General features: G+C 54.9%; 20 protein-coding genes. 12 read left to right on the top strand and 8 right to left on the bottom strand.

Going from position 1 to position 26,443, the window contains the following annotated elements:
• Positions 1-151: 151 nt before the first annotated feature.
• From FVE66_RS18630 to FVE66_RS18600, 6 genes are all read left to right on the top strand, one after another.
• Complete coding sequence (locus FVE66_RS18630; protein ID WP_151448969.1) at positions 152-2,617, top strand: type I restriction-modification system subunit M; 2,466 nt, start codon at positions 152-154, stop codon at positions 2,615-2,617.
• On the top strand, positions 2,608-3,867 hold the full coding sequence (locus FVE66_RS18625) for a restriction endonuclease subunit S (protein ID WP_151448968.1): 1,260 nt from the start codon (positions 2,608-2,610) through the stop codon (positions 3,865-3,867). Before FVE66_RS18630 ends, FVE66_RS18625 begins: the two co-directional genes overlap by 10 nt.
• On the top strand, positions 3,864-5,735 hold the full coding sequence (locus FVE66_RS18620) for a DUF262 domain-containing protein (protein ID WP_151448967.1): 1,872 nt from the start codon (positions 3,864-3,866) through the stop codon (positions 5,733-5,735). The genes FVE66_RS18625 and FVE66_RS18620 overlap by 4 nt, the downstream gene beginning before the upstream one ends.
• Entirely contained in the window at positions 5,732-8,785 is a 3,054-nt protein-coding gene (locus FVE66_RS18615) for a type I restriction endonuclease subunit R (protein WP_151448966.1), read from the top strand. Before FVE66_RS18620 ends, FVE66_RS18615 begins: the two co-directional genes overlap by 4 nt.
• Positions 8,785-9,501 (top strand): M48 family metallopeptidase, encoded by a 717-nt coding sequence (locus FVE66_RS18610; RefSeq protein ID WP_151448965.1) that lies wholly within the window; start codon positions 8,785-8,787, stop codon positions 9,499-9,501. Before FVE66_RS18615 ends, FVE66_RS18610 begins: the two co-directional genes overlap by 1 nt.
• 785 nt (positions 9,502-10,286) lie before the next feature.
• On the top strand, positions 10,287-10,706 hold the full coding sequence (locus tag FVE66_RS18600) for a hypothetical protein (RefSeq protein ID WP_151448963.1): 420 nt from the start codon (positions 10,287-10,289) through the stop codon (positions 10,704-10,706).
• A gap of 998 nt (positions 10,707-11,704) precedes the next feature.
• Here the strand turns inward: FVE66_RS18600 and FVE66_RS18585 are convergent.
• The 3 genes from FVE66_RS18585 to FVE66_RS18575 all read right to left on the bottom strand — a co-directional run bounded on the left by FVE66_RS18585 (position 11,705) and on the right by FVE66_RS18575 (position 14,027).
• Positions 11,705-13,294, bottom strand: a complete 1,590-nt coding sequence (locus tag FVE66_RS18585) for a hypothetical protein (protein ID WP_151448961.1) — start codon at positions 13,292-13,294, stop codon at positions 11,705-11,707.
• 42 nt (positions 13,295-13,336) lie between these two features.
• Entirely contained in the window at positions 13,337-13,531 is a 195-nt protein-coding gene (locus tag FVE66_RS18580; protein ID WP_151448960.1) for a hypothetical protein, read from the bottom strand.
• A gap of 259 nt (positions 13,532-13,790) precedes the next feature.
• Entirely contained in the window at positions 13,791-14,027 is a 237-nt protein-coding gene (locus FVE66_RS18575; protein ID WP_151448959.1) for a recombinase family protein, read from the bottom strand.
• Between the two features lie 13 nt (positions 14,028-14,040).
• Between FVE66_RS18575 and FVE66_RS20630 the strand changes: the two genes are divergently transcribed.
• The gene (locus FVE66_RS20630; RefSeq protein ID WP_338325411.1) at positions 14,041-14,352 is read left to right on the top strand and encodes a helix-turn-helix domain-containing protein; all 312 of its coding nucleotides are present in this window, start codon (positions 14,041-14,043) and stop codon (positions 14,350-14,352) included.
• Positions 14,353-14,787: 435 nt separating this feature from the next.
• Here the strand turns inward: FVE66_RS20630 and FVE66_RS18565 are convergent, their stop codons facing one another.
• The 4 genes from FVE66_RS18565 to FVE66_RS18550 all read right to left on the bottom strand — a co-directional run bounded on the left by FVE66_RS18565 (position 14,788) and on the right by FVE66_RS18550 (position 19,520).
• A complete protein-coding gene (locus FVE66_RS18565; protein WP_151448958.1) occupies positions 14,788-15,390 on the bottom strand; it encodes a hypothetical protein in 603 nt (200 codons plus the stop codon).
• On the bottom strand, positions 15,390-15,782 hold the full coding sequence (locus tag FVE66_RS18560; RefSeq protein WP_151448957.1) for a helix-turn-helix transcriptional regulator: 393 nt from the start codon (positions 15,780-15,782) through the stop codon (positions 15,390-15,392). The genes FVE66_RS18565 and FVE66_RS18560 overlap by 1 nt, the downstream gene beginning before the upstream one ends.
• A 908-nt stretch (positions 15,783-16,690) precedes the next feature.
• Positions 16,691-17,827 carry a hypothetical protein gene (locus tag FVE66_RS18555; RefSeq protein ID WP_151448956.1) on the bottom strand — a complete coding sequence of 379 codons (1,137 nt, stop codon included), beginning with the start codon at positions 17,825-17,827 and terminating at the stop codon, positions 16,691-16,693.
• Positions 17,828-18,206: 379 nt separating this feature from the next.
• Positions 18,207-19,520 (bottom strand): tyrosine-type recombinase/integrase, encoded by a 1,314-nt coding sequence (locus FVE66_RS18550; protein ID WP_151448955.1) that lies wholly within the window; start codon positions 19,518-19,520, stop codon positions 18,207-18,209.
• A gap of 457 nt (positions 19,521-19,977) precedes the next feature.
• Here FVE66_RS18550 and FVE66_RS18545 point away from each other — a divergent pair, with 457 nt between their 5' ends.
• The 4 genes from FVE66_RS18545 (at position 19,978) to FVE66_RS18530 (ending at position 23,793) form a co-directional block, all read left to right on the top strand.
• Positions 19,978-20,130 carry a DUF3096 domain-containing protein gene (locus tag FVE66_RS18545; protein ID WP_151448954.1) on the top strand — a complete coding sequence of 51 codons (153 nt, stop codon included), beginning with the start codon at positions 19,978-19,980 and terminating at the stop codon, positions 20,128-20,130.
• Entirely contained in the window at positions 20,127-22,214 is a 2,088-nt protein-coding gene (locus FVE66_RS18540; protein WP_151448953.1) for an AsmA family protein, read from the top strand. The genes FVE66_RS18545 and FVE66_RS18540 overlap by 4 nt, the downstream gene beginning before the upstream one ends.
• Before the next feature lie 84 nt (positions 22,215-22,298).
• Positions 22,299-23,276 (top strand): YihY/virulence factor BrkB family protein, encoded by a 978-nt coding sequence (locus tag FVE66_RS18535; protein WP_151448952.1) that lies wholly within the window; start codon positions 22,299-22,301, stop codon positions 23,274-23,276.
• A 133-nt stretch (positions 23,277-23,409) separates the two neighbouring features.
• Positions 23,410-23,793: a hypothetical protein gene (locus tag FVE66_RS18530; protein WP_151448951.1), complete on the top strand. Its 384-nt coding sequence runs from the start codon at positions 23,410-23,412 to the stop codon at positions 23,791-23,793.
• Positions 23,794-23,858: 65 nt separating this feature from the next.
• On the opposite strand, the gene FVE66_RS18525 is transcribed toward FVE66_RS18530, so the two are convergent.
• Positions 23,859-24,917, bottom strand: coding sequence for a polysaccharide deacetylase family protein (locus tag FVE66_RS18525; RefSeq protein ID WP_194164412.1), 1,059 nt, complete (start codon positions 24,915-24,917; stop codon positions 23,859-23,861).
• A 197-nt stretch (positions 24,918-25,114) separates the two neighbouring features.
• Between FVE66_RS18525 and FVE66_RS18520 the strand changes: the two genes are divergently transcribed.
• Positions 25,115-26,266 carry a GNAT family N-acetyltransferase gene (locus tag FVE66_RS18520; protein WP_151448950.1) on the top strand — a complete coding sequence of 384 codons (1,152 nt, stop codon included), beginning with the start codon at positions 25,115-25,117 and terminating at the stop codon, positions 26,264-26,266.
• The last annotated feature ends 177 nt before the right edge of the window (positions 26,267-26,443 follow it).

The following is a 26,443-nucleotide window of genomic DNA, read 5'->3' as shown; positions in this document are numbered from 1 at the left end:
CCCCGAAGCAGCTAAGGCTTTTCCAGCTGGCCGACCCCGGCCCCTCCGCGCCAGTCCCACGCTCGTACTCGTGGCCATCGCGCTCCGGGGCGATTGATGAGGTTGGCCGATTAAATAGCAGCACCGAATCATCGAAAGAAGAAATCCCGAAATGGCACTGAAGAAATCGGAACTCTATTCCTCCCTGTGGGCATCATGCGACGAACTACGGGGTGGAATGGACGCCAGCCAGTACAAGGATTACGTCCTCGTCTTGCTGTTTGTGAAGTACATCAGTGATAAATTCGCTGGTCAGCCATACGCACCCATCTCAATTCCCCAAGGGGCAAGCTTTGCCGATATGGTGGCGCTCAAGGGCACATCGGATATTGGCAACCAGATCAACACCAAGATTCTTGGCCCACTGGCGCTTGCCAACAAATTGTCGGACATGCCCGACTTCAATGACCCAGCCAAGCTGGGCGATGGTAAAGAAAAGGTCGACCGCCTCACCAACCTGATTGCGATTTTTGAAAACCCGGCACTGGACTTCTCACAGAATCGCGCGGACGGCGATGACCTGCTTGGTGATGCCTACGAATACTTGATGCGTCACTTCGCCACAGAAAGTGGCAAGAGCAAGGGACAGTTTTACACCCCCGCGGAAGTTAGCCGTATCTTGGCGCAGGTGCTGGGAATCCGCAATGCACAGACAACCAACAACACAACTGTCTACGACCCTACCTGCGGCTCCGGCTCTCTGCTCCTGAAAATCGGCGAAGAGGCGCATCGCGGCAAGGACGTGAAGGTCACGCTCTACGGGCAAGAGAAAGATAATGCCACCGCGGGCCTGGCACGCATGAACATGATCCTGCACGACTACGCAACGGCAGAAATCAAGCAGGGCAACACCCTAGCCAACCCGCTTTTCACCGACGGCAAAAATGGCGAGGGCCTCAAGACCTTTGACTACGTCGTCGCCAATCCCCCGTTTAGTGACAAACGCTGGAGTACGGGTCTGAACCCTGGCGAGGATCCCTATGGTCGATTTGATGGCTATGGCATCCCCCCAGGCAAACAGGGCGACTATGCTTACCTGCTGCACATCCTGCGCTCTATCAAATCCACCGGCAAAGGCGCGTGCATCTTGCCGCACGGTGTACTCTTTCGGGGTAACGCCGAAGGCGCAATTCGCAAGAACCTGATCCAGCGCGGCGTCATCAAGGGCATCATTGGCTTACCTGCCAACCTCTTCTACGGCACAGGCATCCCCGCGTGCATCATCGTTCTGGACAAAGAAGGCGCAAATGCCCGCAAGGGTATCTTCATGGTCGATGCGTCCAAGGGTTTTCGCAAAGACGGCCCCAAAAATCGCCTGCGTGATCAAGACATCCACCGAATCGTGGATAGCTTCACGCGACAGGTAGAAATTCCCGGCTATGCCCGCATGGTGCCGGTGGCCGAGATCAGCGACGCCAGGAACGACTACAACCTCAACCTGCCACGGTATATCGACAGCACTGAGCCTGAAGACCTACAAGACATCGAAGGCCACCTGCGTGGCGGCATCCCCAATCGAGACCTTGATGCACTTCAGCGCTACTGGGAAGTCCTTCCCGCTGTGCGTGCTGCACTGTTCAAGGAAAGCCGTCCGCGGTATAGCGAATTGCGGATTCCTGCTGCCGACATCAAGCCAACGATCTTCGCCCACGAGGAGTTCACCGCATTCAACGCCAAGGCCACGCAGCTTTTCGACAAGTGGAGGGCAGTCAATACCCCACTCTTGAAAGGATTGAACCAGGACAGTCACCCAAAGGCGCTGATCGAAACCGTAGCCGAGTCACTGCTCGTCAAATTTGAACATGCGCCCCTGCTAGATGCCTACGACGTTTATCAGCACTTGATGGATTACTGGAGCGAGACCATCCAAGATGACTGTTACCTGATTGTCGCCGATGGCTGGGTCGAAGCCGCGCAACCCCGACTCATCGTGGACGACAAGGCCAGAAAAACAAAGGCCAAGCCTGATTTTGTTGTCGGCAAAAAGAAATACGCCGCTGAGCTTGTCCCGCCAGGTCTCGTCATCGCCCGCTACTACGCAAAAGAACAAACAGCCATCGAGACGATGGAGGCGGAACTTGCTGGGCTAGTGCAGCAGTTGGAAGAAATGGCCGAGGAGCATGGTGGTGAAGGCGGGTTGTTTGAAGATGCTAAGAACGACAAGGACAAACTCACCAAAGCATCGATCGCCGCAAGGCTGAAAGAAATCAAGGGCGACAAGGAACTAGTTGATGAACGCCAAGGCTTGCAAACCTACCTTGGCCTTATTGACATAGAGGCGGATACCAGCAGCAGAATCAAAGCGGCACAAGATGCGCTGATTACCAAGGTCGCAGCCAAATATGGGCAGCTCACTGAAGATGAAGTCAAAACGCTTGTGGTGGACGACAAGTGGATCGGCACGTTGGCGGCTGAGGTGCAAGGTGAACTGGATCGTGTGTCGCAGACCTTGACGGGGCGCATTCGTGAGCTGGCTGAACGCTATGCGATACCGCTGCCGCGAATAAATGATGAAGTGGAAGTGCTTTCAACTCGCGTGGACGAGCATCTAGAGAAAATGGGGATCGCGTGGAAGTGACGCCAGGTTACAAACTTACCGAGGCTGGGATAATTCCTGAGAATTGGGATGTGAGGCTACTAGAAGATCTCGGACGTGTCGTGAGGGGAGGTTCACCAAGGCCAGCAGGTGACTCAAGATATTTCGGAGGCAGCTTTATTCGTTGGCTAACCGTCGCTGCTCTTACAAACATCGAAGATCATCAAATATATGTTACGGAAACCGCGGGATTCCTTACGGAAGAAGGCTCGAAGCATAGCCGCACATTAACCAAAGGAACGATGATAATCGCAAACAGCGGCGCGACTCTCGGTGTTGCCAAGATTCTTGGCACAACCTGTTGTGCGAATGACGGTATTGCAGCCATAACTGGTCAGCGGATCGGAGACAAGGAGTTTGTTTGCCAATACTTCAACACGAAGACGAAGTATTTGCGCGAAGTCGTTGCAACAGGCAACGGGCAACCAAATCTCAATACTGAGTTGATTAGGAAGATAGCGATACCGTTCCCGCCGATTTACGAACAACGTGCCATCGCCGCCGCCCTATCAGACGTCGATGTCCTGCTCGATTCACTGGATCGACTGATCGCCAAGAAGCGCAACATCAAACAGGCCGCCATGCAGCAGCTCCTCACCGGACAGACACGCCTGCCGGGTTTTAGTGGGGAGTGGGAGGTGGTCAATATGGCCAAGCATGCCTCATTGAAAGCTCGAATCGGTTGGCAAGCATTGACTACTGCAGAATATTTGACTAGCGGCGCATATTACTTGGTTACTGGGACGGATTTTTTGAATGGCCAAGTTGATTGGTCGAGCTGTCATTTTGTTGATCAATGGCGCTATAGCCAAGACAGAAATATACAGCTTAGAAATGGTGATGTCCTGCTAACCAAAGACGGAACAATTGGAAAAGTCGGCTATGTTAAAAATTTGAATGGGCCGGCCACATTAAATAGTGGCGTATACGTAATAAGGCCATTGAATGAGTCTTTCAGTCCTCTATTCTTTTTTTATGTGTTGACTTCAAAGATATTTGATGACTTCCTTTCGAGGATAACTGCTGGCTCTACCATAAATCACTTGTATCAAAAGGATTTCGTCACGTTCGAATTTTTGGCTCCTGAGTTGATTGAACAAACCGCCATCGCCACCGTTCTCTCCGATATGGATGCCGAACTTGCTGCTCTCGAACAACGCCGTGACAAGTCCTATATCATCAAGCAAGGCATGATGCAAGAACTATTGACTGGAAGGATTCGCCTCGTATGAGCACCATTACTCCGTATTATCGTACCGTCAAGGATTTGCTGCAAAGTCAATCTTTTTCTATTGACGAGTACCAGCGCGAGTACAAGTGGGAGCGAGAAAATATTGAGGAACTGCTAATCGATCTCAGGGATAAATTTCTAAATTGCTATCAGTCCGGTCACAAAACGAGCGAGGTGAGTAAATACGAAGATTACTTCCTCGGTTCGATCATCATCAGCAAACGTAATGGCAAGAATTATTTGGTGGATGGTCAGCAGCGCGTAACTTCGCTAACTCTGTTATTGATCTATCTGCATAATGCTGCCAAGGTACAAGCATTGACCGTTGTCGGCAGTCTTGCACCGCTCATCTACTCCGCGCCATACGGCGACCCATTGTTTAATCTCAGTATCCCTGAGCGCTTGCCGGTCATCGAGGCCTTATTCCATTCCGCGCCATTCAATCCAGATGGCAAGGACGAATCCATCCAAACCATGTACGCCCGTTATCAGAACATTGTGCAGATGGATTTGGTCGGAGAATTGAATGATGCGTTACCGCATTTCATCTATTGGTTGTTAAACAAGGTCGGGTTGATCGAGATCGCTACGGATAACGACAATTACGCCTATGCAATATTTGAGACCATGAACGACCGTGGCAAGCCACTCAGCCCAGTCGATATGCTCAAAGCCTACCTCCTTGCACCTATTACAGAGGAAGGTAAACGGCGTAATGCTAATCAGGTATGGAAGAGCCAGGTACTGGAACTAATTTCATGGAATCACGCCAATGAACCGGAGCGCGACGCCAACTGCATCAAGGCTTGGTTCCGTGCACAATTCGCGGAAAGCATCCGTGAACGCAAGGCTGGTTCCACCGATAAAGATTGGGAATTGATTGGCTCGGTGTTCCATCGATGGGCGCGTGACAACCGCGTGCGCTTGCAGATCGGCGACGAGACAGAAAATCTTTCGCTGATAACGGAGCACTTTCCTTTTTTCGGCAAGGCCTATCGGAAAATACTCAGCGCTAGTCTCGCCTACACGCCTGGTCTTGAAGCTGTGTTCTACAACGCACATAATGAATTCACTTGGCAGAACACGGTGCTGCTTGCACCGCTTACCATCAAGGATGATGACAATACCGTCCAACGCAAGATGGCGGCTACGGCGACCTACCTTGACATCTGGTTGATGCGGCGCACAGTTAATTACATCCGAGTGGGGTATTCGAGCACTAGTTATGCGATGTACCTGCTGTGCAAGGAGATTCGGGAGAAACCGCTGCCTGAATTGGTCGCGATCCTGACCAACAAGCTGGCGGAAGATGACGTGACCTTTGAAGGCAGCGTAGCCAGAGGCCGTACTGGCATCGAGGGGCTTGGTCTCAATCAGTTCAGCCGCCGTTACATTTATCACCTTCTCGCCCGCATCACCACTTACGTTGAAGTAGGTTCAGGGAAACCTGACCTTTTCGATAAGTACGTTGATCGAGACACAAAAAACCCATGCGACATTGAACACATTTGGGCAGACGATTACGATCGCTACAAGCACGAATGCTCATCGCAACAAGAGTTTCAGGACTGGCGAAATCAAGTAGCTGGTTTGCTGCTCCTGCCTGCCGATGTAAACCGTAGTCTTCAGGACAAGCCATTCAATCTGAAGGCGCCCCACTACGCGAAGCAAAACCTGTATGCGGCGAGTCTCACCGCTGCTGCATATGAACACGAACCCCAATTCAAGCAGTTTCGTACGACCAAAGGCTTGTCGTTCAAACCGTATGAGAAATACGGCAAGGATCAGCAGTTGGAGCGCAGAGAAGTGGTTCGCCGATTGGTCAATCAGATTTGGTCGCCGGATCGACTCAAAGAGTTTCTGGCATGAGCACCATCGGTCAATCCGAACGCTCCACGCAGAACCGCGTCATCGCGCTATTTCGTGACGAGCTGGATTACCGCTACCTTGGCGACAAGGGTGACCAACACAACAGCAACATCGAAGAAGGCTTGCTCACCGCCTACCTAACTAATGCTGGCTATTCGTCTGCCCAGATCAGCCGCGCCCTGTATCTGCTCAAAACAGTAGCGAACAACCCCAACCGCAGCCTGTACGACAACAACAAAGCGATTTACAGCCTTTTGCGCTATGGCGTCGATTCGAAGGTCGATTCCAGCACGGCGGCAGACAACATCAAGCTGATCAACTGGGACGAGCCTGAGAAAAACGACTTCGCCATTGCTGAAGAAGTCACATTGCGGGGCAACCTGGAGCGCCGTCCTGATCTGGTTTTGTATATCAATGGCATCGCTCTAGGCGTGATTGAACTCAAGAATAGCCGCACCTCTATCGGCGATGGCATCCGGCAGCTACTCTCGAACCAGCAGAAAGACTTCAACGAATGGTTTTTCAGCACCGTGCAAATCGTGTTTGCAGGCAATGACTCAGAAGGTTTGCGCTACGGATCAATCAAAACGGAGGAGAAGTTCTTCCTGCAATGGAAAGAGGACGAGGCCGACAACAGCCGTTTCAAGCTCGATAAGTACCTTCTCAAGATGTGTCGTAAAGACCGTCTGCTCGAATTGATTCACGACTTCGTGCTGTTTGATGGTGGAGTAAAGAAGCTTCCTCGCGTACATCAGTACTTCGGCATCAAGGCAGCGCAAGCGCATGTTCATGCTTACAAGAGTGGCATCTTGTGGCACACCCAAGGCAGCGGTAAAAGCATCGTGATGGTGCTGCTGGCGAAATGGATTTTAGAGAACAAGTCCAACGCGCGCGTGCTGATCCTGACCGACAGGGATGAACTCGACAAGCAAATCGAAGGGGTTTTTCAGAACAGCGGCGAGATGATTTACCGTACCAGCAGCGGGCAAGACCTCATGTCGCAATTGGGACAAGCCAAGCCCCGTCTGCTGTGTTCATTGGTCCACAAATTCGGCAAGCGAGGGGTGGAGAACTTCGACGCATTCATCGAGGAACTGAAAAAGCAGCCCAGCCCAGCGGTGGGTGAGTTGTTTGTGTTTGTGGATGAGTGTCACCGCACCCAAAGCGGCAAGCTGCACAAGACCATGAAGGCGATGCTGCCAGGGGCTGTATTTATTGGCTTTACGGGTACGCCTCTTCTCAAAGAAGACAAGGCCACCAGCTTGGAAGTCTTTGGTGGCTACATTCATACCTACAAGTTCAACGAAGGCGTCGAAGACGGCGTGGTACTTGACCTTGTGTATGAAGCACGCGACATCGAGCAAAGCCTCGGTTCCCAGGACAAAATTGATGCTTGGTTTGAGGCAAAGACCAAGGGCCTGAATGACTGGCAGAAGGCAGCGTTGCGCGACCAGTGGGGCACGATGCAGAAGGTGCTCAGTTCCCGCTCACGTATGGATCGTGTGGTGGCTGACATTGTGTTTGATTTTGGCGTGAAGCCACGGCTAGCCAGCCACAGAGGCAACGCAATTTTGGTGGCCTCCAGTATTTTCGACGCTGGCAAGTATTTTGAGTTATTCCAGAAGACTGCATTCAAGGGCCAGTGCGCAGTTGTGACTTCTTACAATCCACAGGCGCAAAACGTGACGCTGGAGGAAACCGGCGCGAACACTGAAACCGAGAAGCAGTTCTTGTACAACACGTACACGGTGCTGCTTAAAGACGTCAACGCACAGCCTGGCAAAACCAAGACGGAGACCTACGAGGATCACGCCAAGGATTTGTTCAAAAACCAGCCTGCCAACATGCGGTTGCTAATTGTGGTGGACAAGTTGTTAACTGGGTTTGACTCGCCGCGCTGCACCTACCTTTACATCGACAAGTCGATGCAAGATCATGGCTTGTTTCAGGCTATCTGTCGCACCAACCGGCTCGATGGGGATGACAAGCCGTTTGGCTACATCGTCGATTACAAGGACCTGTTCAAAAAAGTTCAGGGCGCGATTGCCGTCTATACCTCGGAACTAGACAACAGTGATTCGGGCGGGGCCAATCCTGAAATTTTGTTGAAGGATCGGTTGGAGAAGGGACGTGAACGGCTAGAGGAAGCGCTGGAAGCAATGGCGCTGCTATGCGAGCCGGTACAGCCACCCAAGGGCGAGTTGGAGCACATTCACTACTTCTGTGGCAACACTGAAAATGCTGATGGTTTGAAATATACCGAGCCTCAGCGGGTGGCTCTGTATAAGTCTACGGTCACGTTGGTGCGGGCCTACGCAAACATTTCGGATGACCTGCCGCGGGCGGGGTATTCGGCACCGGCGATTGAACAAATTAAGCGGGACATTGATCGTTACCTGAAGCTTCGAGAGATCATTAGGCAGGCAAGCGGCGAGACCATCGATCTCAAGGCTTATGAGGCGGATATGCGGCACCTGATCGATACCTACATTGAAGCGTCCGGGCCGCGCCCGATTTCGGCCTTTGGCGAGACAGGCCTCCTGGACCTGATCGTCAAAAGTGGCATTGCGGATGCAATCAATAGCCTACCCAAGGGTATCAAAGACAGCCCTGGCGCGATTGCTGAGACGATTGCCAATAACGTGCGCAGCAAAATCATCAAAGAACATCTCAATGACCCGGTTTTTTACGACAAGATGTCGGTGCTGCTGGGCGAGATTCTGGAAAACCTGCGGGCCAAACAGATCGACTACGAGGAATTCCTGAGGCGAATTTCGGATGTGGCCAAGCGTGTGCAAGCTGGAACGGCGGAAGACATGCCCGTCGCGTTGAACACACCAGGCAAGCGGGCACTGTTTCACAACCTGAATAGCAACGAAGCTTTGGCTCTGCAAATTGACGCTACCGTCCGCCGGGTGCGGCCCAATGCTTTCAGGGGCAATCAGGCCAAAGAGAACGTCATCAAGGCGGCACTGCTGCCATTGCTTGGGAATGATCGAGCCGAGGTGGAGCGGATTTACCTGATCATTGCAGCCCAAACCGAATATTAATGAAGAATCAGATTCAAATCGGCGACCTCACATTGGAGGTTGTCCGCAAAGATATAAAGAACATTCATCTCAGTGTGCATCCACCGATTGGACGCGTCACGATTGCTGCACCTTCACACATGCGGCTTGACACCCTTCGCGTCTTCGCGATTGCCAAGCTTAGTTGGATACGTCGGCAGCAGTGCAAACTACTTAATCAAGATCGTGAACGGCCGCGCGAGTTCCTGAACAGAGAAAGCCATTATGTGTGGGGTGACCGCTATCTAATGACGGTCACGGAAGTTGAGGCGCCCCCGTGCATTCGATTAGTTCACAAGCGGATGTTTTTTCAGACGCGCCCTGGCTGGGATAGCGCACGGAAGCAAGAGCTGCTAGACGGTTGGTACCGTGAATTGATCAAGACAGCTGTCCCTGAGATATTGGCGACGTGGGAGAAGAAGATCGGTGTGAAGGTAAATCGATTCTTTGTGCAACGTATGAAAACCAAGTGGGGTAGTTGTAACCCGCTGGCCTGGACCATTCGGTTGAACACGGACCTCGCCAGGAAGCCGCGTGAATGCCTGGAGTACATCGTGGTTCATGAGCTGGTCCATATGCTGGAGCCGTCGCACAACGTTCGTTTCGTTGGTCTGATGGACCGGTTCATGCCCAAATGGCAGTCACATCGGCAGTTGTTGAATAGCCTTCCTGTGCGCCAAGAAAGTTGGGACTATTGATCGGATCACATCCTAGGCTAGGCAGCACTGCTTGATAAAGGCGTTTGCTGTACCTGTTCGTTTGCCAGCCGGTCAGCCATTCCGGTGCAGCAGCACAAGGTGTAAATGGACGAAGTTCGTCATAGCCTTAAAAAAATGGTGCAGTTTTTGCTAAAGTTCGCTGTCCGATTTTGATAACGAAGGACACGCCATGCGCGATCACCGAGCGCGACGGTTCACTTGGACATGCCGTTCCTGCATGAGGGCCGCCAAGTAGCACTTCGGTATACTGAACCGTTCCCTTTTGTAAGATCAGCCCTTCATTCCGATGGTTATGTGCTAATGTGAACTTCGAGAAACAGACCATATTTAGGAGGCGTCATTGAAATCTTTCTCCCGTCTGCTTATCGCCGCAGGCCTGATTTCAATTCCCCCCTGCGATGGCTCAATCTTGGAATCCGGTTCTGTTCGGTAGTAGTACAATTGTTGGCAGCAGCACTTTCTACGATAATGGCGTGACTGCGAACCAAGTCGGCAACTCGACCTCTTTCAGTAATGGCAATACAGCCATTCAGGTCGGGAATTCCACTTTCTTCAGCAATGGCAAGACCTGCTGCGCCAATCAATTGGTATCAGGCTGAGCCATGTTGTTGGGGAAGGCCACTTCACTGGCAAGTGATTTCGCTGGAACAAGGCTTAGTGCTTCGAAGTCTTTTTCGTGGTAACCACTAATCTCTCATCCTATATCGACAAACAGCAATGTTGCTAGCAACCTACGCGCCGTCTTGGATTCTTTAGGGGAATTAATGAAATTACTTTTGACAATCGTATTGTGTATCGCATTTCTAGCTTCATGCGGCAAGTCAGCAGAGGAGATCGCTTCTGAAAAAGCAGCTTCTGAGGCAGCGGCGCTAGAGAAAAAAATGGCACCCTACAAGGCTAAGTTAATCGAACGGCTCAAAGACCCGGACAGTGCTATGTTCAAAAGCCTACGCGTTGTTGAAGGTAAAGGCGGCGAAGCTTTATGCGGTGAAGTGAACGCAAAAAATTCCTATGGTGGCTATACAGGCTTTAACCGTTTTTTTGTTTCAACCAAGAAAATAAATCACAGCAATATGGACTTAGCCATCTTGAGGGAGAGCGACGAACTCGTTATATCGGAGTTGAAGAGAATGGCTTACGAAGACGTTGGATGCCAAGACTTGGTGAAGAAAAAGAAAGATTAACTGCGAATTTGCCGGCCGCATACGCCTCAATGCGTGCCATCTGGTTGGCCGTGGAGTACCGCTGGTAGTCGGTCGACATGTGGACGTACTGTGCAGCCGCCATTCGTGGATCATTTTGCTCGCTCATGTGGTCGCCTCATCGGTTGTTTGCGCCTAACGTTTCGTGCGAAATCGTCAATGATTGTTTGGCACAGAACCCCATGAGTAACAAAGCGAGCGTTTTGTATCCCTCCCGGCGAAAATTTTTCCTTTTATGATTGGAGCAGCCAAAATGAAGCTATTGACCGCAGCCGATGGAACTCGCGAATAGCCGCTTCGCTCGTCAGGTCATGAACGGACGCATATCGGACTCGATCAAATTATTGTCGATGCGCGCCCTCATCGTGGTAAGCCGATTCGCGGGGCGGGTCCTATACCAGCGCCGGGCGCGGCAAGCAATTCGGGTCTGCCATGTATGCGCGGATCGCCTCGGCAATGTGTTCGCGCCCAAGACTTATCCCACGGCTCGGATTAATCCATACTCCTTGTGTTGAGTTTGCTCATACACGGTGGATACGGCGGCCCAATCTGATCGACGACTTCAATCGGGAAGCGCTAAGGATCGACGTCGATTTCTCACTGCCATCAGAACGGGTCGTCCGCAGCCTGGACCAGATCATTGCCTGGCACGCTAGCTCAGGCGTGATCAATGCAAGCGGCGAAAATGGGGAATTACCGCTTGAGTGGGCGCGCTCGTGATGGAACATGGCCTCTACCTGACGGCGGGGCGCTGCCGTGGATGAAGGAGCCGGCTGCGGATGGTCTTGGGTAGACGCGAGGAGTGCGGGCGATCTCGCGCTGGACCTTGCGTACTCCCGCGGGATGCTCCCGATGACCGCCACCAGCGCCTTACAGCTCCGTCAAACGGTCAGGGAGTGACGGAATTTGGGGTGGCCAAGAGTTATGAGAATTGGCCGGCCAACGAGGAAATCAATGCAGATGGCTTCTGCCCCCATAAACTAGATTCTAATTGGTTTAATCGGGCCATTGTCGTTCGTCTGAACGCCAATGCTTGGCGCACCAGTATCGGTATCCCACTTGACCAAGACCCCATGAGGCAGTCCCACCAAGGCCGGAAGATTGAAGTGCATCAACAGCATAGACATAGGAGGTATGTCCGCGGTTGGATCGATTAAAAGCAATGCTACCAACGTTGGTGGAGCGTTCTGCCCGTTCTGTTGACCATAGTTAGCCGCCTGATGAACCTCAAGCATCCAAACACGCTTAGGCAGGTCCATCACCCGCAGATGCTCGCGTAACTCTGGCACCATTTTCTCTGTCGCCGCCCACTTTCGCAGTTTTCGTTTCTCGACCAAAAGCAAGCGCAATGCCAAGCCAGCAGTTAAGTCCTTGAGTTCGTTATCTGTTCTTATGCCTCTATCTTTGAACTCTCGAAATATGTCGGCAAGGTGCTCCAGTGCGACCTGGCTAGCCTCTTCGCCGCTCATAAATACGTCCGCGGGTAATAGCGGAATTGCGTAGGCTGCATGTTCAAACGCGTAGTCGTCGTCGTTCTTGTCCAGCAAAAGACGGTAAGGCCCAGTATTATCGTTGTGAATCAAGAACGATCGCGCCCAACTCACGGAGTGCGGGATCGATAATACGCAGCCACCTCCGACGTCCAAGCTGACGCATACTTGCGGGTTCGGCGTGACGTCCCAGTCGTGGCCAAGAGCAACTACCGCATGCCCCCCCGATGGCGGGAAAAGGATAAGTATCACGGGAATTTCGGACTCGATATATGCGTGTAGAACTCTCCGTGAATCGCCGAATTGTTCAGGCAGCATGGCCGAAGCCCCCTTGGTATGCCAATCGCCTAGAGGAACCATGTGAGGGGAATAGCCGGCTGCACGGATCGCTTCGATGATTTGAATATGGGTTAGTCCCTGGCGGTTAGGAAGCGTCCGCCCATTAACGAAATAGCGGGTAGCAGCGTCTGTGATCTGAGCTGGGTCGTAAGCGCGAGCACCCTCGCGTTTCCGCAACGTTCGTAATGCCATCCAAATTGATGCCTGCGCGCACGCTCCTACCGCGTTGTCCTGCTGCATAAAGGGAGTGCCGGTCACCGAAAACTCGACGCCGGCAAGGTTGACCGGGAAGCTGTCGCTGCACCGCACGTACTTCGGGAGCAGGTGGCTGGTTTTTAGGATCGTAGCGCCGACAGGACTTTTTACTACGGGTCGTAGGGTGAGAAAGCCAAGGAAGCTTTCTTTTGGTGCAAAATCGAGAAAGTTTAAGACTCCTCCGCCCGGTTCGGGCAGCGCCGAAAAAAAGTGGAGGCGGGTGCAAAATCTAGGGACGTCCACGAATTGCCGACTGTAGTAGGCGCTGAACTCTGCCAGAAAATCGGGATCTTGAACCTTTGTTTGCACTACGATCGTGACGGCCCCCGCGTCAAACGCGAATTTGCAGCAATTTTCCAGCGGCGTGACTCGGCCAGGGCCGACCTGCTTGGTCTCTCTCCGACTCAGCGCCCTTAAGGCCGCGTGGGCTGCGTCAGCGATTTCAGCCTCGCTTGTGACGGTAACCATGGTTAAACGTTCGGGCATAAAAAAAGCCGCCTGATGGCGGCCCCATAATGAGACACATTCTTAAAAAACGGTAATTGCTTTTGACTCTTCAAATGCACGTCGCTGGGAGGATCGAATCTTCTCGACCTTTGAATCGATCCGCTGTGACAGGCAGTCTCGGACCTCCTCCGCCTGCTTCTCCTGAAGTACGTGGGTCTTTGCGTTACCTTGCGCGGTTTCAAGCACGAACCAGCCAAGGGTGGTTTTCGTTTTCATTGTGCTTTCCATTGGAAAAAAGCCTAAGCGGCCGGTCAACACTATCTTTGAATGCTGCGCCATACACTGCGTTTTCTCATATCCAGTGCCTGTCTGCAGCCTAGCGGGATGGCCGCCTATTGTACGGGATGTACCCCTTAAGCGCCATCACAGATTGGCATTGATAGTTGATGTTAGGCACAAAATCGTCCAATTGCAATAACAGTTTCAGTTCTTCCAAATGCCTTGAGCTAGCGCCTAGCGTGGAGAAGTCGTGAGATCAATTCTGAAGGCCAGGACGGCCCCGAAAGCTTTCGCCGCTCCTCCCCTTGCCCAGGTAGGCCTTCACGGTGTGGAGGCCCTTGGCGGCTGCATAGGCCTCGATGCGGGCCATCTGGTTGGCAGTGGAGTGACTGCTTTGTTTGTGCCAGGCAAGGTCGGCCTGGATCTGCCCCAGGTTCCACCTGCCGCCACCATCCACGGTTCGACCGCAGCGGTCACGCTTCTCTGCATCCAATCCGCACCCCTGTATGGAACCGCGGAACTTCGCCTTAGTTCTAGGAACGGCTTTGACTACAATCCTCGTATTGGCGGATACCCTGCTCAACGAACGAAAGGAGTCACAAATGACTTATGCCGAAAAAATGCCCCCCACACTACGACTCAGCCGCCAAGAAGCCGCTCACTACCTTGGTGTCGCACCAGCAACGCTTGCGGTTTGGAGCTGCACCAAACGGTATGACCTTCCGTACGTCAAAGTAGGGCGCCGTGTTCAATATCGCCTGATAGACCTGGATCGCTTCCTCGAATCGAGAACGGTCCGATCTGAGACGCTGCAATAAGCAAGCCTGTTGACGCCCGCAACGACCTGCTTTCGTTGCAAGTCCAGATCATCGAAATCGACGATCACTGAAGTAGCTTAGACAACTGAACCTTGCGATCGGGGTGGTCAAGGCTCGCTGAAGAGCCATTCACCTACTGCAGAGGTGACTGCGGACGTGGGCAGGGAATGGGCCGCTCGCAGGAACCCAATGAATGGGCCGGACTCGCCGCTGGGGTCCGAGGAGCGTGTGGAGGGAAGCCTGCAAATTCGACTGCGACTGTACCGCATGACCAGTCGAGGAAAGCAATAGTCCTAGATATAAGTGTCGACGCTATAGGTACTCAGTCCTTCAATCCGAAAAATTCTGGCGTCATCCTTATAGAGGCAATGATGACCTTCACGTGAAGGTCATTTGCGTCCGGCACGTACCGGACCGCCCCCGGCTTCTCGTTACCTAACCATTCGAAAAACGCAGGCACCACTGCGGATGCACAGCCAAGAGCGCCACTTGGATTGCGCGGTACGAATCATCGGCTTGGCGCTGCCCATCCTGACCGTCCCTGAACGCCGCCGCAACCGACTCTGCATCCCGCTGGGCCGACGCCTTGCCTTCCTTCGGCTTTATGGTTACCTCTGCTTCCAGGAATGGCAATTCTTTGATGGACCCAAACAAAAGGTCACCAAAGATCCTGATCGACGTCACGTTGCAGGCATACGCGGGACTCACATTGACCAGTTCGATCTCCTCCATGATTTGAGCAACCAAACGCCGTGCGAGTGGCCGGTTCATTGGCGGCGGTATTGGCGCTGCCACAAGGCTTCTTGCCAGTTCGGTTGCGGCGCCCATCGACCACGTTTCATGGCCTGGACGTTGAGCGATGTACCCCAGACTCACCAATTCCGAGAACACCTCAGTGGCTCGCGAAGTGGTCAGATGTAGGCACTTCTCAATATCAATGGTGCCGATGAAACGATCCTCTGTTTCGAACACCCGACGAACCGCGAGTGTAGGCAGGCCGCACAGCAGGTCGGCGTTACTCAACAATTTCGCAACCATCAGGCCGCCACCAGAGCTATCAGGGAGTTCGCATCGATCACCGTTGGTCGCACGTCTCTTCCCTTGGTCAGATAACGGTACGAGTCGATCAACTCACGTTCGTTGGTCGTCAGGGCGTTATGTGGGTGCAGGGTGTCAAGCACCTTCAGGACATCGGGCATCGACTCTGACAAGGTAAGGCGGAACAGGTAGGCTGGATCAAGCGAAAGCGTTTCTGCCAAAAGCGGAATGAAGCTGACCGGCAGTTTGATGCTCCCGTTTTTGATCATGGCGAATATGTTCGCCCGATCACTGCCGATAGCCGAAGAAATTTCGGCATCGGGCTTGCCGCATTCGCTCTGTGCGGACGAGAGGATTTCGATAAGAGTTGGTGCTTGCTGTGATGGATTCATTTTGATTCTCCGAAGTTAAGTGAACTGGGTTGCGACAATGAGAATATAGCTGTCGGGTCACTTGAAACTACGGCAGAAAGCCCATACCCCAAGCGCAAAATACAGGCGGACGGATTGGATTAATGGTTTTGAGGTGCATGGACGGTAACGTATTGATTCCGTACGTATTATTTGTGGTTTCGCGCACATTATCGCTACCGCGAAGTGCCCGATATTTAGTCATTCTTATACGACGCACCCCCACATGGTTGGCGAGGCTTGTTGCCTAACCGCTGTACCTGTATGGAGGGGGCGGCTCACACGCCTCACGAACGCGTGCGCAACGGCGGCCCGCCGCCGTCTGCAGGTTTCGAGGGCAAGACACCCGTTACCGGGACTGGGGCCAAGAAGGCGCCGCAGGCGGCTTCGCTCTTTCCGGTAGCTAGGATGCATGCATTGATGCTGGCGCCGCAGGCGCCTAACCTTCGCCTGGTGATTCCGTTTTGAACTAAAGGTGTAGGCTTTCAGGCGCCGAAGGCGCCTAGCGCCGCAGGCGCTTGCTTTTGACCTTGGGCGCCGCAGGCGCCTAACCTCCGCGTTGAAGGAGCGGGTGGGCACTCAAATTTTTTCCAATAGTTTTTTAATACTTAGTTAAGTCTGTATGTCTGTATGTCTCTAAGTATTTAAGACCGTAATCCGATGCCGCTTCAGAAGCCAGTGGCTTGATTCAATGGAGAAATCTTCCGTACTGACCTATCCTTTCCACTATCCCCTTGGGCCACCGGCCTCTCGTCCCGGCAGCGATCCTTAAGGCCAAACACCCGGCATCGCCCCGAACGGCTCCGTCTCGGCCAGGTCACCGGCGCATTCATCGCCGGCGAGTCTGGTTTGCACTTGCAGCGCCCCGGCCGGTGCACGCGAAGAAAAGGCTACGGCAAGCGGGACAAATGCCGGTCCAATGACTCCAACGTTCGCCGCATGGCGCTGGTGTCGCGGGGCTTCTTACCCGTCATCAGCGCGACAAAATTAACGATTGCCAGGGGACTTTCACCGACGATCTGTCGCGCCTTCCAAGCGGATACCATTCCATCAATGGCCTCTGCAGACTGAGTAGGTCTCGATCTGCCTAACGCGAGTTTTAATGAGTTAAAAATGTGGATGGCACCCACGGTTCGGACCTGATCCCCGCACTTATCCCCAAACTGGATCAGCCGCCATTTCTTGCTAATCGCCACTTCTTGGATAGCGGCTAGTTCCCACTGTTGAAACTCCGATAGATGCAAATGCACCGCCTTTGCAGGCAAGCGCCATTCTTCACATGCAAACCGCGCTGCGGCTGCAAAGTCGAAGAAGATGCCTTTTCGAAACAGCGTGTGATAATTGTCCGGAAGAACATTTGGACACTCTTTTGAATGTGCTACCCAATGTGCATCGACGACCTGCCTGTCGCGGGAGGCATTGATTTCGTCCGGGTTTAGTGCAGTGAATGGGACAGGCACAAGCGGCCTAAATCGAGGTGCAAACTTCTGTCGCAGGTTCAGTTCAACATTAATTGAGCAGAGCGACTCGCGGATGATTGCGTAAGTGATGCGTCCGTCAATTACGGCGTCAACCAGTGTGCGAAGCTCCTCTGCCAAGTGGTCATCGGAAGAATTCTCAAAGGGCCGCCCGGCGAGGGGGAAAATATATGAGCGGCTACTGACCATAGGCGCCGCCGGAGTTGGGCTGATCGTCGACGGAGCCGACGGCGTCGTAACAACAGCTGAAATTGGTGCATTATTTTTTTTTGGTTCTGCAGCAAGCGGTTGGTTGAGCAGTTCGAGCTTTTTAGTTGCAATGGCTGAAGTAACGGGCACTTCATCTTCGTCGTTTAAATCATCAAGCAGCGCATCAATATCGTCATCTAGGTCAACCGGCCTAGGGCGCAACGCGGTCCTATTTTCGACACCTAGGAGTTCTGGGAAATTGCATTCTGAAAATGATCGGCATGTTCCACAAGACATCTCGACGGTCAGTGCTGTTGGATTCTGAAAACAGACAGGACGGATTCGTGGGCTGTGGCTCATTATTTTTCTCCTTCAGTTTGTCAAGGCACTGACGTTAACAACCGGAGATGGGCGAAAAAAGAGAAATGTAGGGGCAATTTGAATCTGTCGTATATTTGCCACGGCGCGCTGAGCCGCCTCGATTGAGTGGCGCGCGATTTGGGTGATTCAGAACAGATCCAGACGGTCGAAACCGGAGCCAATGGCAGCTGCCGCACAGGGCAGTCAATGGGTACGTGAGCGTGGGAACACAGTTGACTTTCTTGGAGCGCACAAGCAAGCCAAGTGGCTCCGCGCAGGACTCCATGGACCAGTTCTGCCCGGCTTTTCAAGTAAGGACTGATGCCCGGCTATGAACGCAACCCATATCGGAATGATGTTCACGTAGTCTTGAAGTGGCCTAGCCAGTCGCGGCAGCCTTCTCCAACATGGCAGCAGTAGCTCGCTCCATTGCTTCCATGACAGGATCATGTTGTAGGCGAGCGTATACGGCCGTGGCATCGGTGCTCTTGTGCCCCAGTGCTCTTCCGATGATTGCCAAGCTGGCCCCCGTCATTGCAGCCCAACTTCCCAGGGATCTGCGCAGGTCGTGAATTCGCAGGCCTGGCAGTTCGGCTTCCATCAAAAGCTTTTTCCAATGCTTGTTGGGGGCAGACATGTGGCCCGACTTGCTGACGGCCGGGAAGACGTACGGCCCGGCGGCTTGCTCTTTCCTGATCGCGAGTAGCGCCTTCGTTGCTGAAGTCAGAGGGATCGTCAGTGGCATGTCGTTCTTTGACTGCGCCCCGGGAATGGTCCACATGCCCGACCCAACATCTACATCTCCCCATCGCATCCCAAGCACGTTTTCCCTTCTAGCCCCCGTGAACAGCGCGAGGAACACGAAGTCCTTGAAGTCTTGGTGTTCGCTTTTGTTCAGCGCCGCCATGAAGCGCGGAAGTTCTTCGCTCGTCAGGAAACGTTCGCGGCTGTTCTCTTTGAACTTTTCCACGTTCGAGCAGGGATTGACTCCTGGATAGAATCCATGGGCGATCACCCAGTTGTACAGCGAGCGTAGAAGGACGAAGGCCTTGTTCGCCGTGCGCCCGCCGATCTTCTCCTTTAGCTGGATCATCATGCGGCGGATGTCGCCCTGCTCGATCGACGACAATTTGCGCTGCTCCCAATCTACCGCGCCCTTCGACTTGCATTTCTCCTTGCCGCGCGGCTTCTTCTGACCTGGCGGCACCTTCCCCAAATAGCGTGCAAAGTCATTTCGCATGTCTTCAGCGGTCTTCCGTCCATGAGGGACGAGGTGCTCGGTGAAGTACGTGTCAAACGCAGCGCGCAATGTCAATTCACCGCTTTGCTGGGTACGATTCAGTCGAGCCTCTTTTGCGGGGTCTACGCCGCGGTCAAGCGACGCATTGACCGCATCGGCCAGCCTTCGCGCCATCCGGACATTGAGTTCAGCGGAGGTGCCCACTAACGCCAGCAGGTCCGTCCCAGCAGGCACCTCTCTGGACTCTGGCATGGCAGGGTTGAAGCGACCCAGCGTGATCCTGGTCGGTTTCCCGTTGACCTTTCTGTAGACCTGAAACGACTTCGTCCCGCTAGCTTGGATGTCCAAAACCAGACCGCGCGTCTGCGCGTCGCCGCGGTATAGGCGCCCCTTGGCGGGTGAGGGTAAGGCAGCGAGGCTGGCCCGCGTGAAAATGAACTTGGTGGTTGGCATTCTTATCCTGTGCTACCGCTGTGCTACCCGAAAGAGCAATAGTAAGCGATCTGCGTTAATGTCCGGCAACTTCTAAAACAAAAAAAGCCAATAAAATCAATGATTTGTAATGTTGGTGAATAATGGTAAATGACCTGATCCGAGGCCTCCGAAGCCAAGGGTCGCTGGTTCGATTCCAGCCAGCCGCACCATTGAAATCCGACTTGTCAACCTGATTCCCCGAGCGGAGTCTCCCGTCAGGGCTGCGCCAGGCTTGCGCCTGCCGCCACCACGCCTTGGCCTGCAAGTGGTGAGATCAGTCCCGATTGCGTGAGGGACACCCGCGCCCGGACTTTGATTCACGTTAGCGCATCATTTTGTGCGTCAACGTACAGAGCGAATTTCCGCTTGCCCGTACCCTGCGTCGAATGATCTGCGAGCCAACCCGGTTTGCATCCTTCGCCGAAAGCAGTCCATCGTGAACATCACCCTCAGCCTTGTCCCTGTCGTGTCCATTTTCGCCGGGATCCTGATCCTGGTAATACCGCGCCTGCTGTCCACCATCGTTGCAGTCTATTTGATCGTGGTCGGCCTGGTCGGCCTGTTCGGCAGCGGCAGCCTGTTTCGGTGAAGCCGTCGCGCCGCAAGGCAATCGCGATTGCTGTCGGCGCGGCAATCATTGGCATCGCGGCGATTGCGCTGGTCGTGCTGCAGAATTTTGACTGGAACCGCGCCAGGCCGTGGCTGAATGCCCGCGCCAGTGAGGCGCTGGGCCGTCCATTTGCCATTACGGGCGACCTTTCGGTGACATGGTTGGGCGAGCACGGCGCGGGCCAGCAGAGCGAAGGCTGGCGGCGGATGATTCCGTGGCCGCATCTGGTGGCAAGAGACGTCCACATCGGCAATCCGCCGGCGCTGGACGCCGTTGTGCCTGTGGGCTCGTCCGTATCCGCGGCCAGCGACATGGCCACTATCGGTGAGCTGTCATTCTCACTGAATCCGTTTGCGCTGCTGGACAAGAAAATTGTCATTCCCGCTCTCGGCTTCGATGCGCCATCAGTCCATCTTGCACGCAACGCCAGCGGCATCAATAACTGGACTTTCCGCGCCAGCGACCAGCCGTCTCCATGGGGGCTGGAAATAAAGCTGATTCGCTTCAGCAAAGGCAGTATCCGGCTGGTGGATGCCATCAGTCGCGCTGACCTGACGATGGCGATCGACACGCTGGATGCCGACCCGATTTATGGAGTGGGGTGGAAGCTGCATGGACGCTTCAAGGGCGAGCCGGCCAGCGGGGAAGGCAAGGCGGGCGGTGTCCTGTCGCTGCAAAACCAGACCGCGCCGTATCCGATTCTCGCCAGTCTCAAGCTCGGGAAAACAGCGATCGACCTTGCCGGAACGCTGACCAAGCCGAGCAAGCTGGCAGCGCTGGACATGAAACTGAAGATTTCAGGCGTCAGCATGGCGCGGCTTGACGCCTTCACTGGACTGGTCCTGCCCGAAACACCGCCATTCACCACCGAGGGACACCTGATCGGTATCCTGGGCGCCGGCGGTGGCCACTGGACGTACAAGGACTTTCAGGGCAAGGTCGGCAGCAGCGATATCAGGGGCACACTCGACTACCAGTCCGCCACGCCGCGCCCGCTGCTATCCGGGACGGTGGTTTCGCATCTACTGAAGTTTTCCGACCTCGCTCCATTGATCGGCGCCGACTCGAACGCCAGCAAGCGAAAGCGCGGCGCCCCGGCAGTGCAGCCTGCAAACAAGGCGTTTCCGGTGGAGCCGTTCGCCAGCCAACGCTGGACCGGCATTGATGCCGACATCAAATTCAGCGCCGAAAAGATCATTAAAGACAAAAACCTCCCGCTCGAAAAGCTCAGCACGAATCTGCACTTGAAGGACGGGATCCTGAGTCTGAAGCCGCTGAATTTCGATGTCGCTGGCGGTAGCATCACGTCCGACATCAAGCTTGATGGCGGCACCACCGGCGAGAACGTGATCAAGGGCGAGATCAAGGCGGCCGCCCGCGGACTCAAGCTCAAACTACTGTTTCCTGGCGTCGACCTGCTGAAGGAGAGCGCAGGAGAAATCAATGGCGATGCCTCGCTTTCCGCGGTGGGCAATTCAATCGCAAGCCTGATGGGCGCATCCAATGGCGAATTCAAGACCTTCATCAGCAAGGGTACGGTCAGCAAGATCATGCTCGAAAAAATGGGACTCAATATCGGTAGCGTGGTGCTTGCTACGCTGACCGGGGACAAGCAGGTAAAGCTGAATTGCATGGCCGCCGATTTTGCGGTCAACAAGGGGCTGATGCATGCGCGGAGTTTCACCATCGATACCGAGGATGCGCTGCTGGAGGTGAGCGGTGACATCAGCTTGGCCGACGAGCAGCTGGACTTGACGATCAAGCCTGGCAGCAAGGGCCTGCGGGTGTTCTCCCTGCGGGCGCCGCTTTATGTGCAAGGACGCTTCAAGCAGCCGGTCGTCAGCGTGGACAAGGGCGTCATGGCATTGAAGGCGGGAGGGGCGATTGCCCTGGGCGTGCTGGCGCCGGTGGCGGCGGTACTGCCGCTGATAACTGCCGGACCAAAGGCGAACGGTGACTGCGCCAGGCTGCTAGCGGCCGCCCGCGTCAAGCCGGTGGCGCCGCCACCCGGCAAGGTGGTGCGCAGCAAGTCCGTGGTTCCGGTGCGGGCAAGGAACCTCTAACCGTGCGGGGCGCCCGGGAACACAATCGGGCACGGGATGCGTATCGCCCCGGTGACCCGGAAATGCATGGAGCAGGCAGCACACATGACTTTTAAAAATATCTGGATCCTGATCAAGGCTGCAGCCTCGTCCTGGATTGACGACTATGCGCAGAGCATGGGCGCGGCATTGGCCTACTACACCATGTTTTCGATCGCGCCATTGTTGTTGATCGTCATCTCGGTTGCGGGACTCATTTTTGGCGTCGACGCTGCGCGTGGCGAAATACTTGGCCAGATGCATGAACTGATGGGAGCTGATGGCGCGAAAACAGTGCAGGCCCTGCTTCTCAGCGTCAGCCAGCCGGCGGAAAGCATTGCCGCGATGTTGGTCGGAACCGCCTTGCTGTTGATCGGCGCCACCACGGTATTCGGTGAATTGCAGGATGCGCTGGATCGAATCTGGCGCGTACCAAAGAGGACCAAGGGCGGCATCTGGAGCTTGCTTCGGGCGCGACTACTGTCGTTCGGCATGATCTTGGGCATCGGGTTCCTGTTGACCGTGTCGCTGGTGGTCAGCGCCTTGCTGGCGGCACTCGGAAAATTCTGGGGGCCGCTATTTGCGGATTGGCAGACGCTTGCCAATGTAGTCAACTTCCTGGTCAGCTTCGGGCTCATGACGACCGTGTTTGCGATGATCTACAAGATCATGCCGCGGGCGCGAGTCGATTGGGCCGACGTGTGGGTAGGCGCCGCGGTGACTGCATTGCTGTTTACCATCGGGAAATTTGCTATCGGGCTATATATTGGCAAGAGCGGCGTGACGTCGGTATTCGGCGCCGCAGGGTCATTGGTGGTGGTGCTGGTATGGGTCTACTACTCGGCCCAGATTTTCCTGATGGGGGCCGAATTCACCTGGGCTTATGCGCTTACCTTTGGTTCGCGCAAGGAGCAGGCCTTGCCTCCTGCCGCGCCCCTCATTCCTGGCCAGGTCACGAGCACGCGTCCCGATCCGCCGCTCGTCGAAGCAAAGCAGGCCGCTGCAGAGGAAGCCGACATCGATGACGACAACACGAGCAAGTAGCAGAAGGCGACTTTCGTTTCCGCTTACATCTTGTTTCGAACCAGGGGTCAACTGGGGCTGCAAAATTTACGTTACATACACACAGCCACGAAGAGCTCCCGCTTTTCAGACTGATCGAACCCAAGGGGATCTCATGAATAAAGTAATCGCTGTTCTCGTCGCCGGTTTGTTTGCATCTTCCGCTTTTGCCCAGGCTACTCCTGCTACGCCAGCAGTTCCTGCTACACCGGCTGTCATCAAGGCTGAAACCAAGGCCGCGAAGTCAGACACCAAAGCAGAAAAGAGCGAGGCGAAGGTCGATGCCAAAGCAGACGTGAAAGTGGACAAGGCAGAAGCCAAGGCTGCCAAAGCAAAGGCCAGAGCTGAAGCCAAAGCAAAAAAAGCAAAGGCCAAAGCCGACGCTAAAGCCAAGAGCACAAAATCCAATGCAGCTGCTGACAAGTCAGCCGCGAAAGCGGATACCGCTGCAGTGAAAGCAGAAGGCAAGGCCGACGTGAAAGCAGCTACCAGCAAGTAATCCTGTTTGCCCTGGTTGCCGGTTTCAGAAAAACCCGGAAGGTCAGTTCGACCTGCCGGGTTTTTTCATGTCCGGATGTCCAGATACGGCGGCGGTTCAAGACCAGGATGTGAACTGCGAGCTGCCGGCGCAAGGGCGCGCTGCAGCTTCGACATTGAAATGAACTGCCCGCCGATCTCCTCCGAGAAGAAGCGGAAGTACGCATCGCAGGTGGACAGGAAGTCACGCAGTTGTTCTTCGGAGCGAACGTAAGGCGTATGGCCCACGGCCAGCGAGGGGCTGTGATAGCAAAAGCTGAATACCCGTTTCCCCTGCTTGAGCAGGGAGCGGGTCAGCCGCATCTGCGCGCTCAGGTCGACATGCTCGGGTGTTAAACAAATCCGCTCCAGCAGCCGCGTGCGGGCAAGCAGCCCCGGTAGATGCAGGCGGCGGCCGAGTGGTTGGTCAATCAGGCGAAACATCGTCGGGCCGACCGGCGCGAGCGGCCCGGCAAAGCCGATCGATAGCGGGATCTCCAGGATGCGTTGCGAAGCACCGGCAAGCCAGGGCCGGTCAGCATGCGAGCGGAAGTCCGGACCCTCCGATGCACGGAAGCTGGTGTGGGGCGCCACGCTGAGGTCTATCTCGAAGCCGAGTTCTTCGAGGATTTCCATTGTGCTGGGGCCAATCCCGTATCGTCCCGCCTTGTAGATGCGCGGCCGGATGCCAAAATTTTCCTGGATCGCTTGGGTGAGCGCCGCCAATTTCCTGCGCTCCAGATCAGGCGGAAGATTGCCAGGAAATGAATTCCTGTTACAGACCTCCTCCTCGTACGGTGGATTGACCCAAGGGTGCAGATGCGCCCCGATCTCGCACAATCCATCCTTGTGCAGCCGGCGCAGATAGTCGCGTGAAAGCGGGGTGGTCGCCGCCGGATAATCCATGACGTAAGTCGGAATGATCCCGTACCGGCTGAAGATCTCCTGCATCCGTTCCTGGCAGGGAATCGATGTGACGCCGACCTCGGACCGATCCAGCGGCCTCCCCCAGTCGAATTCCTCTTCGGTGTCGACCACGACCGCCAGGAGAGGCGGTAACGCAGGCGGGAGGTTGGCATATTTGATCATGGCCGCCGCGATGGACACTCTCATTGTTACGTTCACACTGATGCGATCCCCTCCCGTGATTCTTTACCAGATCACAGGTTCGCTTGAAAGAATTGACAAGCTCGCGGCGACATTGTTTCGGGCCGCAGTCGAAAGCGAAGCCTGATATGACATGGCGCAAGCTTGCCGCGCCGCCGACCGTGTAATCCTTGAGCATCTGACTGCCCGGGGAATGCATGCAGCCCATCGCCATTACAAGCTGCCAGGTGGATGACCTGTGCGCGCTGGAGGTAGAGTGGCGTGAACTGGAAACGCGCGCCGACCCAAGCTTCTTTCAATCCTGGAGCTGGATCGGCTGCTGGCTGGCGCAGACCCGTTTGCGCCCGATCCTGCTGAAGGCCTCGATCGAGGGCCAGACCGTTGGCCTCGGCATAGTGCATGCCTCGTGGAGCTGGCGCAATGGCTGGCTGCCGGTGAAGTCACTGCTGCTGCACGAAAGCGGCGACCCGCGGATCGACGCGCTCTATATCGAGTACAACGGATTCCTGGTGGATCGGCGATGGGAGCGGCCCGTGATCGAATCGGTGCTGCGCCACCTGATGCTGCAGAAGCGGCTGGATGGCGTTGGCGCATGGGATGAATTGCGCTTGAGCGGGGTACCTCCTGCTTATGCCGCCTATGCCGCTTCTGCATCCGGTATCGATCTTGTGGTCCGCCTGATTGACGAGCAGCCAGCCTCGGCGATCGATTTGCGCGCACTGCAGGACTCCGGTCGTACCCATCTGTCATGCCTGAGCGCCAATACGCGGTACCAGATCCGCCGCTCGCTGCAGCACTATGCGCGGCGCGGGGCGCTGTCGGTGACGCCGGCGCACGACCTTGCGCAAGCACTCGAATTTCTCGATCGATTGAAGTCGCTGCACCAGGCCACGTGGGTCCGCCGCGGCAAGCCGGGCGCGTTTTCCAATCCCTTCTTCGAGCGCTTCCACCGCGACCTGATCCGCCGCTGCCACCCGCAGGGAGGCGTGGAGCTTCTCCGCGTGAGCGCCGGAGAATCCGAGATCGGTTATCTCTATAACTTCATCCACCGCGGCTGGGTAGGAAACTACGCCAGCGGATTCGTGTTCGAGCAGGACGGGAAGTTGAAACCCGGGCTGGTCTGCCTGGTATCAGCCGCGCGGCACCATGCGCAGCAGGGCGCCTGCGTCTTTGACCTGATGGCAGGCGAGAGCCGCTACAAGGCAAGTCTCGCGACGTCGCAAACCAGCCTGCAATGGATTTCCTTGCAGCGTCCACGTCTGAAGTTCGTACTGGCAGACATCGTGAAGCGGGGCCGAGACACGCTGCTTGCATACCGCGGGAACCGCGCGAGCCCGGTCGAACGCTGAGCACCTGGAGAGGAAATTCATGTCGCGCCGGCACGCATCTACGGCATTGAGCAAGAACAAGGCCGAGTGGCAGCTCGTGTTGATAATGATCTGTGATGCGACCGAATGGGTCGAACGGGTCTGCAAAATACACGCACAAACACGCAGACGACTTGAATGAGTGTTCCGGCTGGCAGA

Source organism: Lacisediminimonas profundi (assembly GCF_008831265.1).
In the GTDB taxonomy this organism is placed as follows: Bacteria; Pseudomonadota; Gammaproteobacteria; order Burkholderiales; family Burkholderiaceae_D; genus Lacisediminimonas; species Lacisediminimonas profundi.
The sequence above is the reverse complement of the archived record's forward strand: the minus strand, read 5'-3'. Positions and strand labels throughout refer to the sequence as shown.

Bases quoted from the DNA above. Each gene is read 5' to 3' on its own strand.
- FVE66_RS18555 (WP_151448956.1), bottom strand. From the start codon at position 17,827: ATGAGCCACAGCCCACGAATCCGTCCTGTCTGTTTTCAGAATCCAACA.
- FVE66_RS20630 (WP_338325411.1), top strand. From the start codon at position 14,041: ATGGAACCGCGGAACTTCGCCTTAGTTCTAGGAACGGCTTTGACTACA.
- FVE66_RS18565 (WP_151448958.1), bottom strand. From the start codon at position 15,390: ATGGTTGCGAAATTGTTGAGTAACGCCGACCTGCTGTGCGGCCTGCCT.
- FVE66_RS18580 (WP_151448960.1), bottom strand. From the start codon at position 13,531: ATGAAAACGAAAACCACCCTTGGCTGGTTCGTGCTTGAAACCGCGCAA.
- FVE66_RS18600 (WP_151448963.1), top strand. From the start codon at position 10,287: ATGAAATTACTTTTGACAATCGTATTGTGTATCGCATTTCTAGCTTCA.
- FVE66_RS18535 (WP_151448952.1), top strand. From the start codon at position 22,299: ATGACTTTTAAAAATATCTGGATCCTGATCAAGGCTGCAGCCTCGTCC.
- FVE66_RS18550 (WP_151448955.1), bottom strand. From the start codon at position 19,520: ATGCCAACCACCAAGTTCATTTTCACGCGGGCCAGCCTCGCTGCCTTA.
- FVE66_RS18520 (WP_151448950.1), top strand. From the start codon at position 25,115: ATGCAGCCCATCGCCATTACAAGCTGCCAGGTGGATGACCTGTGCGCG.
- FVE66_RS18615 (WP_151448966.1), top strand. From the start codon at position 5,732: ATGAGCACCATCGGTCAATCCGAACGCTCCACGCAGAACCGCGTCATC.
- FVE66_RS18610 (WP_151448965.1), top strand. From the start codon at position 8,785: ATGAAGAATCAGATTCAAATCGGCGACCTCACATTGGAGGTTGTCCGC.
- FVE66_RS18585 (WP_151448961.1), bottom strand. From the start codon at position 13,294: ATGCCCGAACGTTTAACCATGGTTACCGTCACAAGCGAGGCTGAAATC.
- FVE66_RS18560 (WP_151448957.1), bottom strand. From the start codon at position 15,782: ATGAATCCATCACAGCAAGCACCAACTCTTATCGAAATCCTCTCGTCC.
- FVE66_RS18530 (WP_151448951.1), top strand. From the start codon at position 23,410: ATGAATAAAGTAATCGCTGTTCTCGTCGCCGGTTTGTTTGCATCTTCC.
- FVE66_RS18620 (WP_151448967.1), top strand. From the start codon at position 3,864: ATGAGCACCATTACTCCGTATTATCGTACCGTCAAGGATTTGCTGCAA.
- FVE66_RS18630 (WP_151448969.1), top strand. From the start codon at position 152: ATGGCACTGAAGAAATCGGAACTCTATTCCTCCCTGTGGGCATCATGC.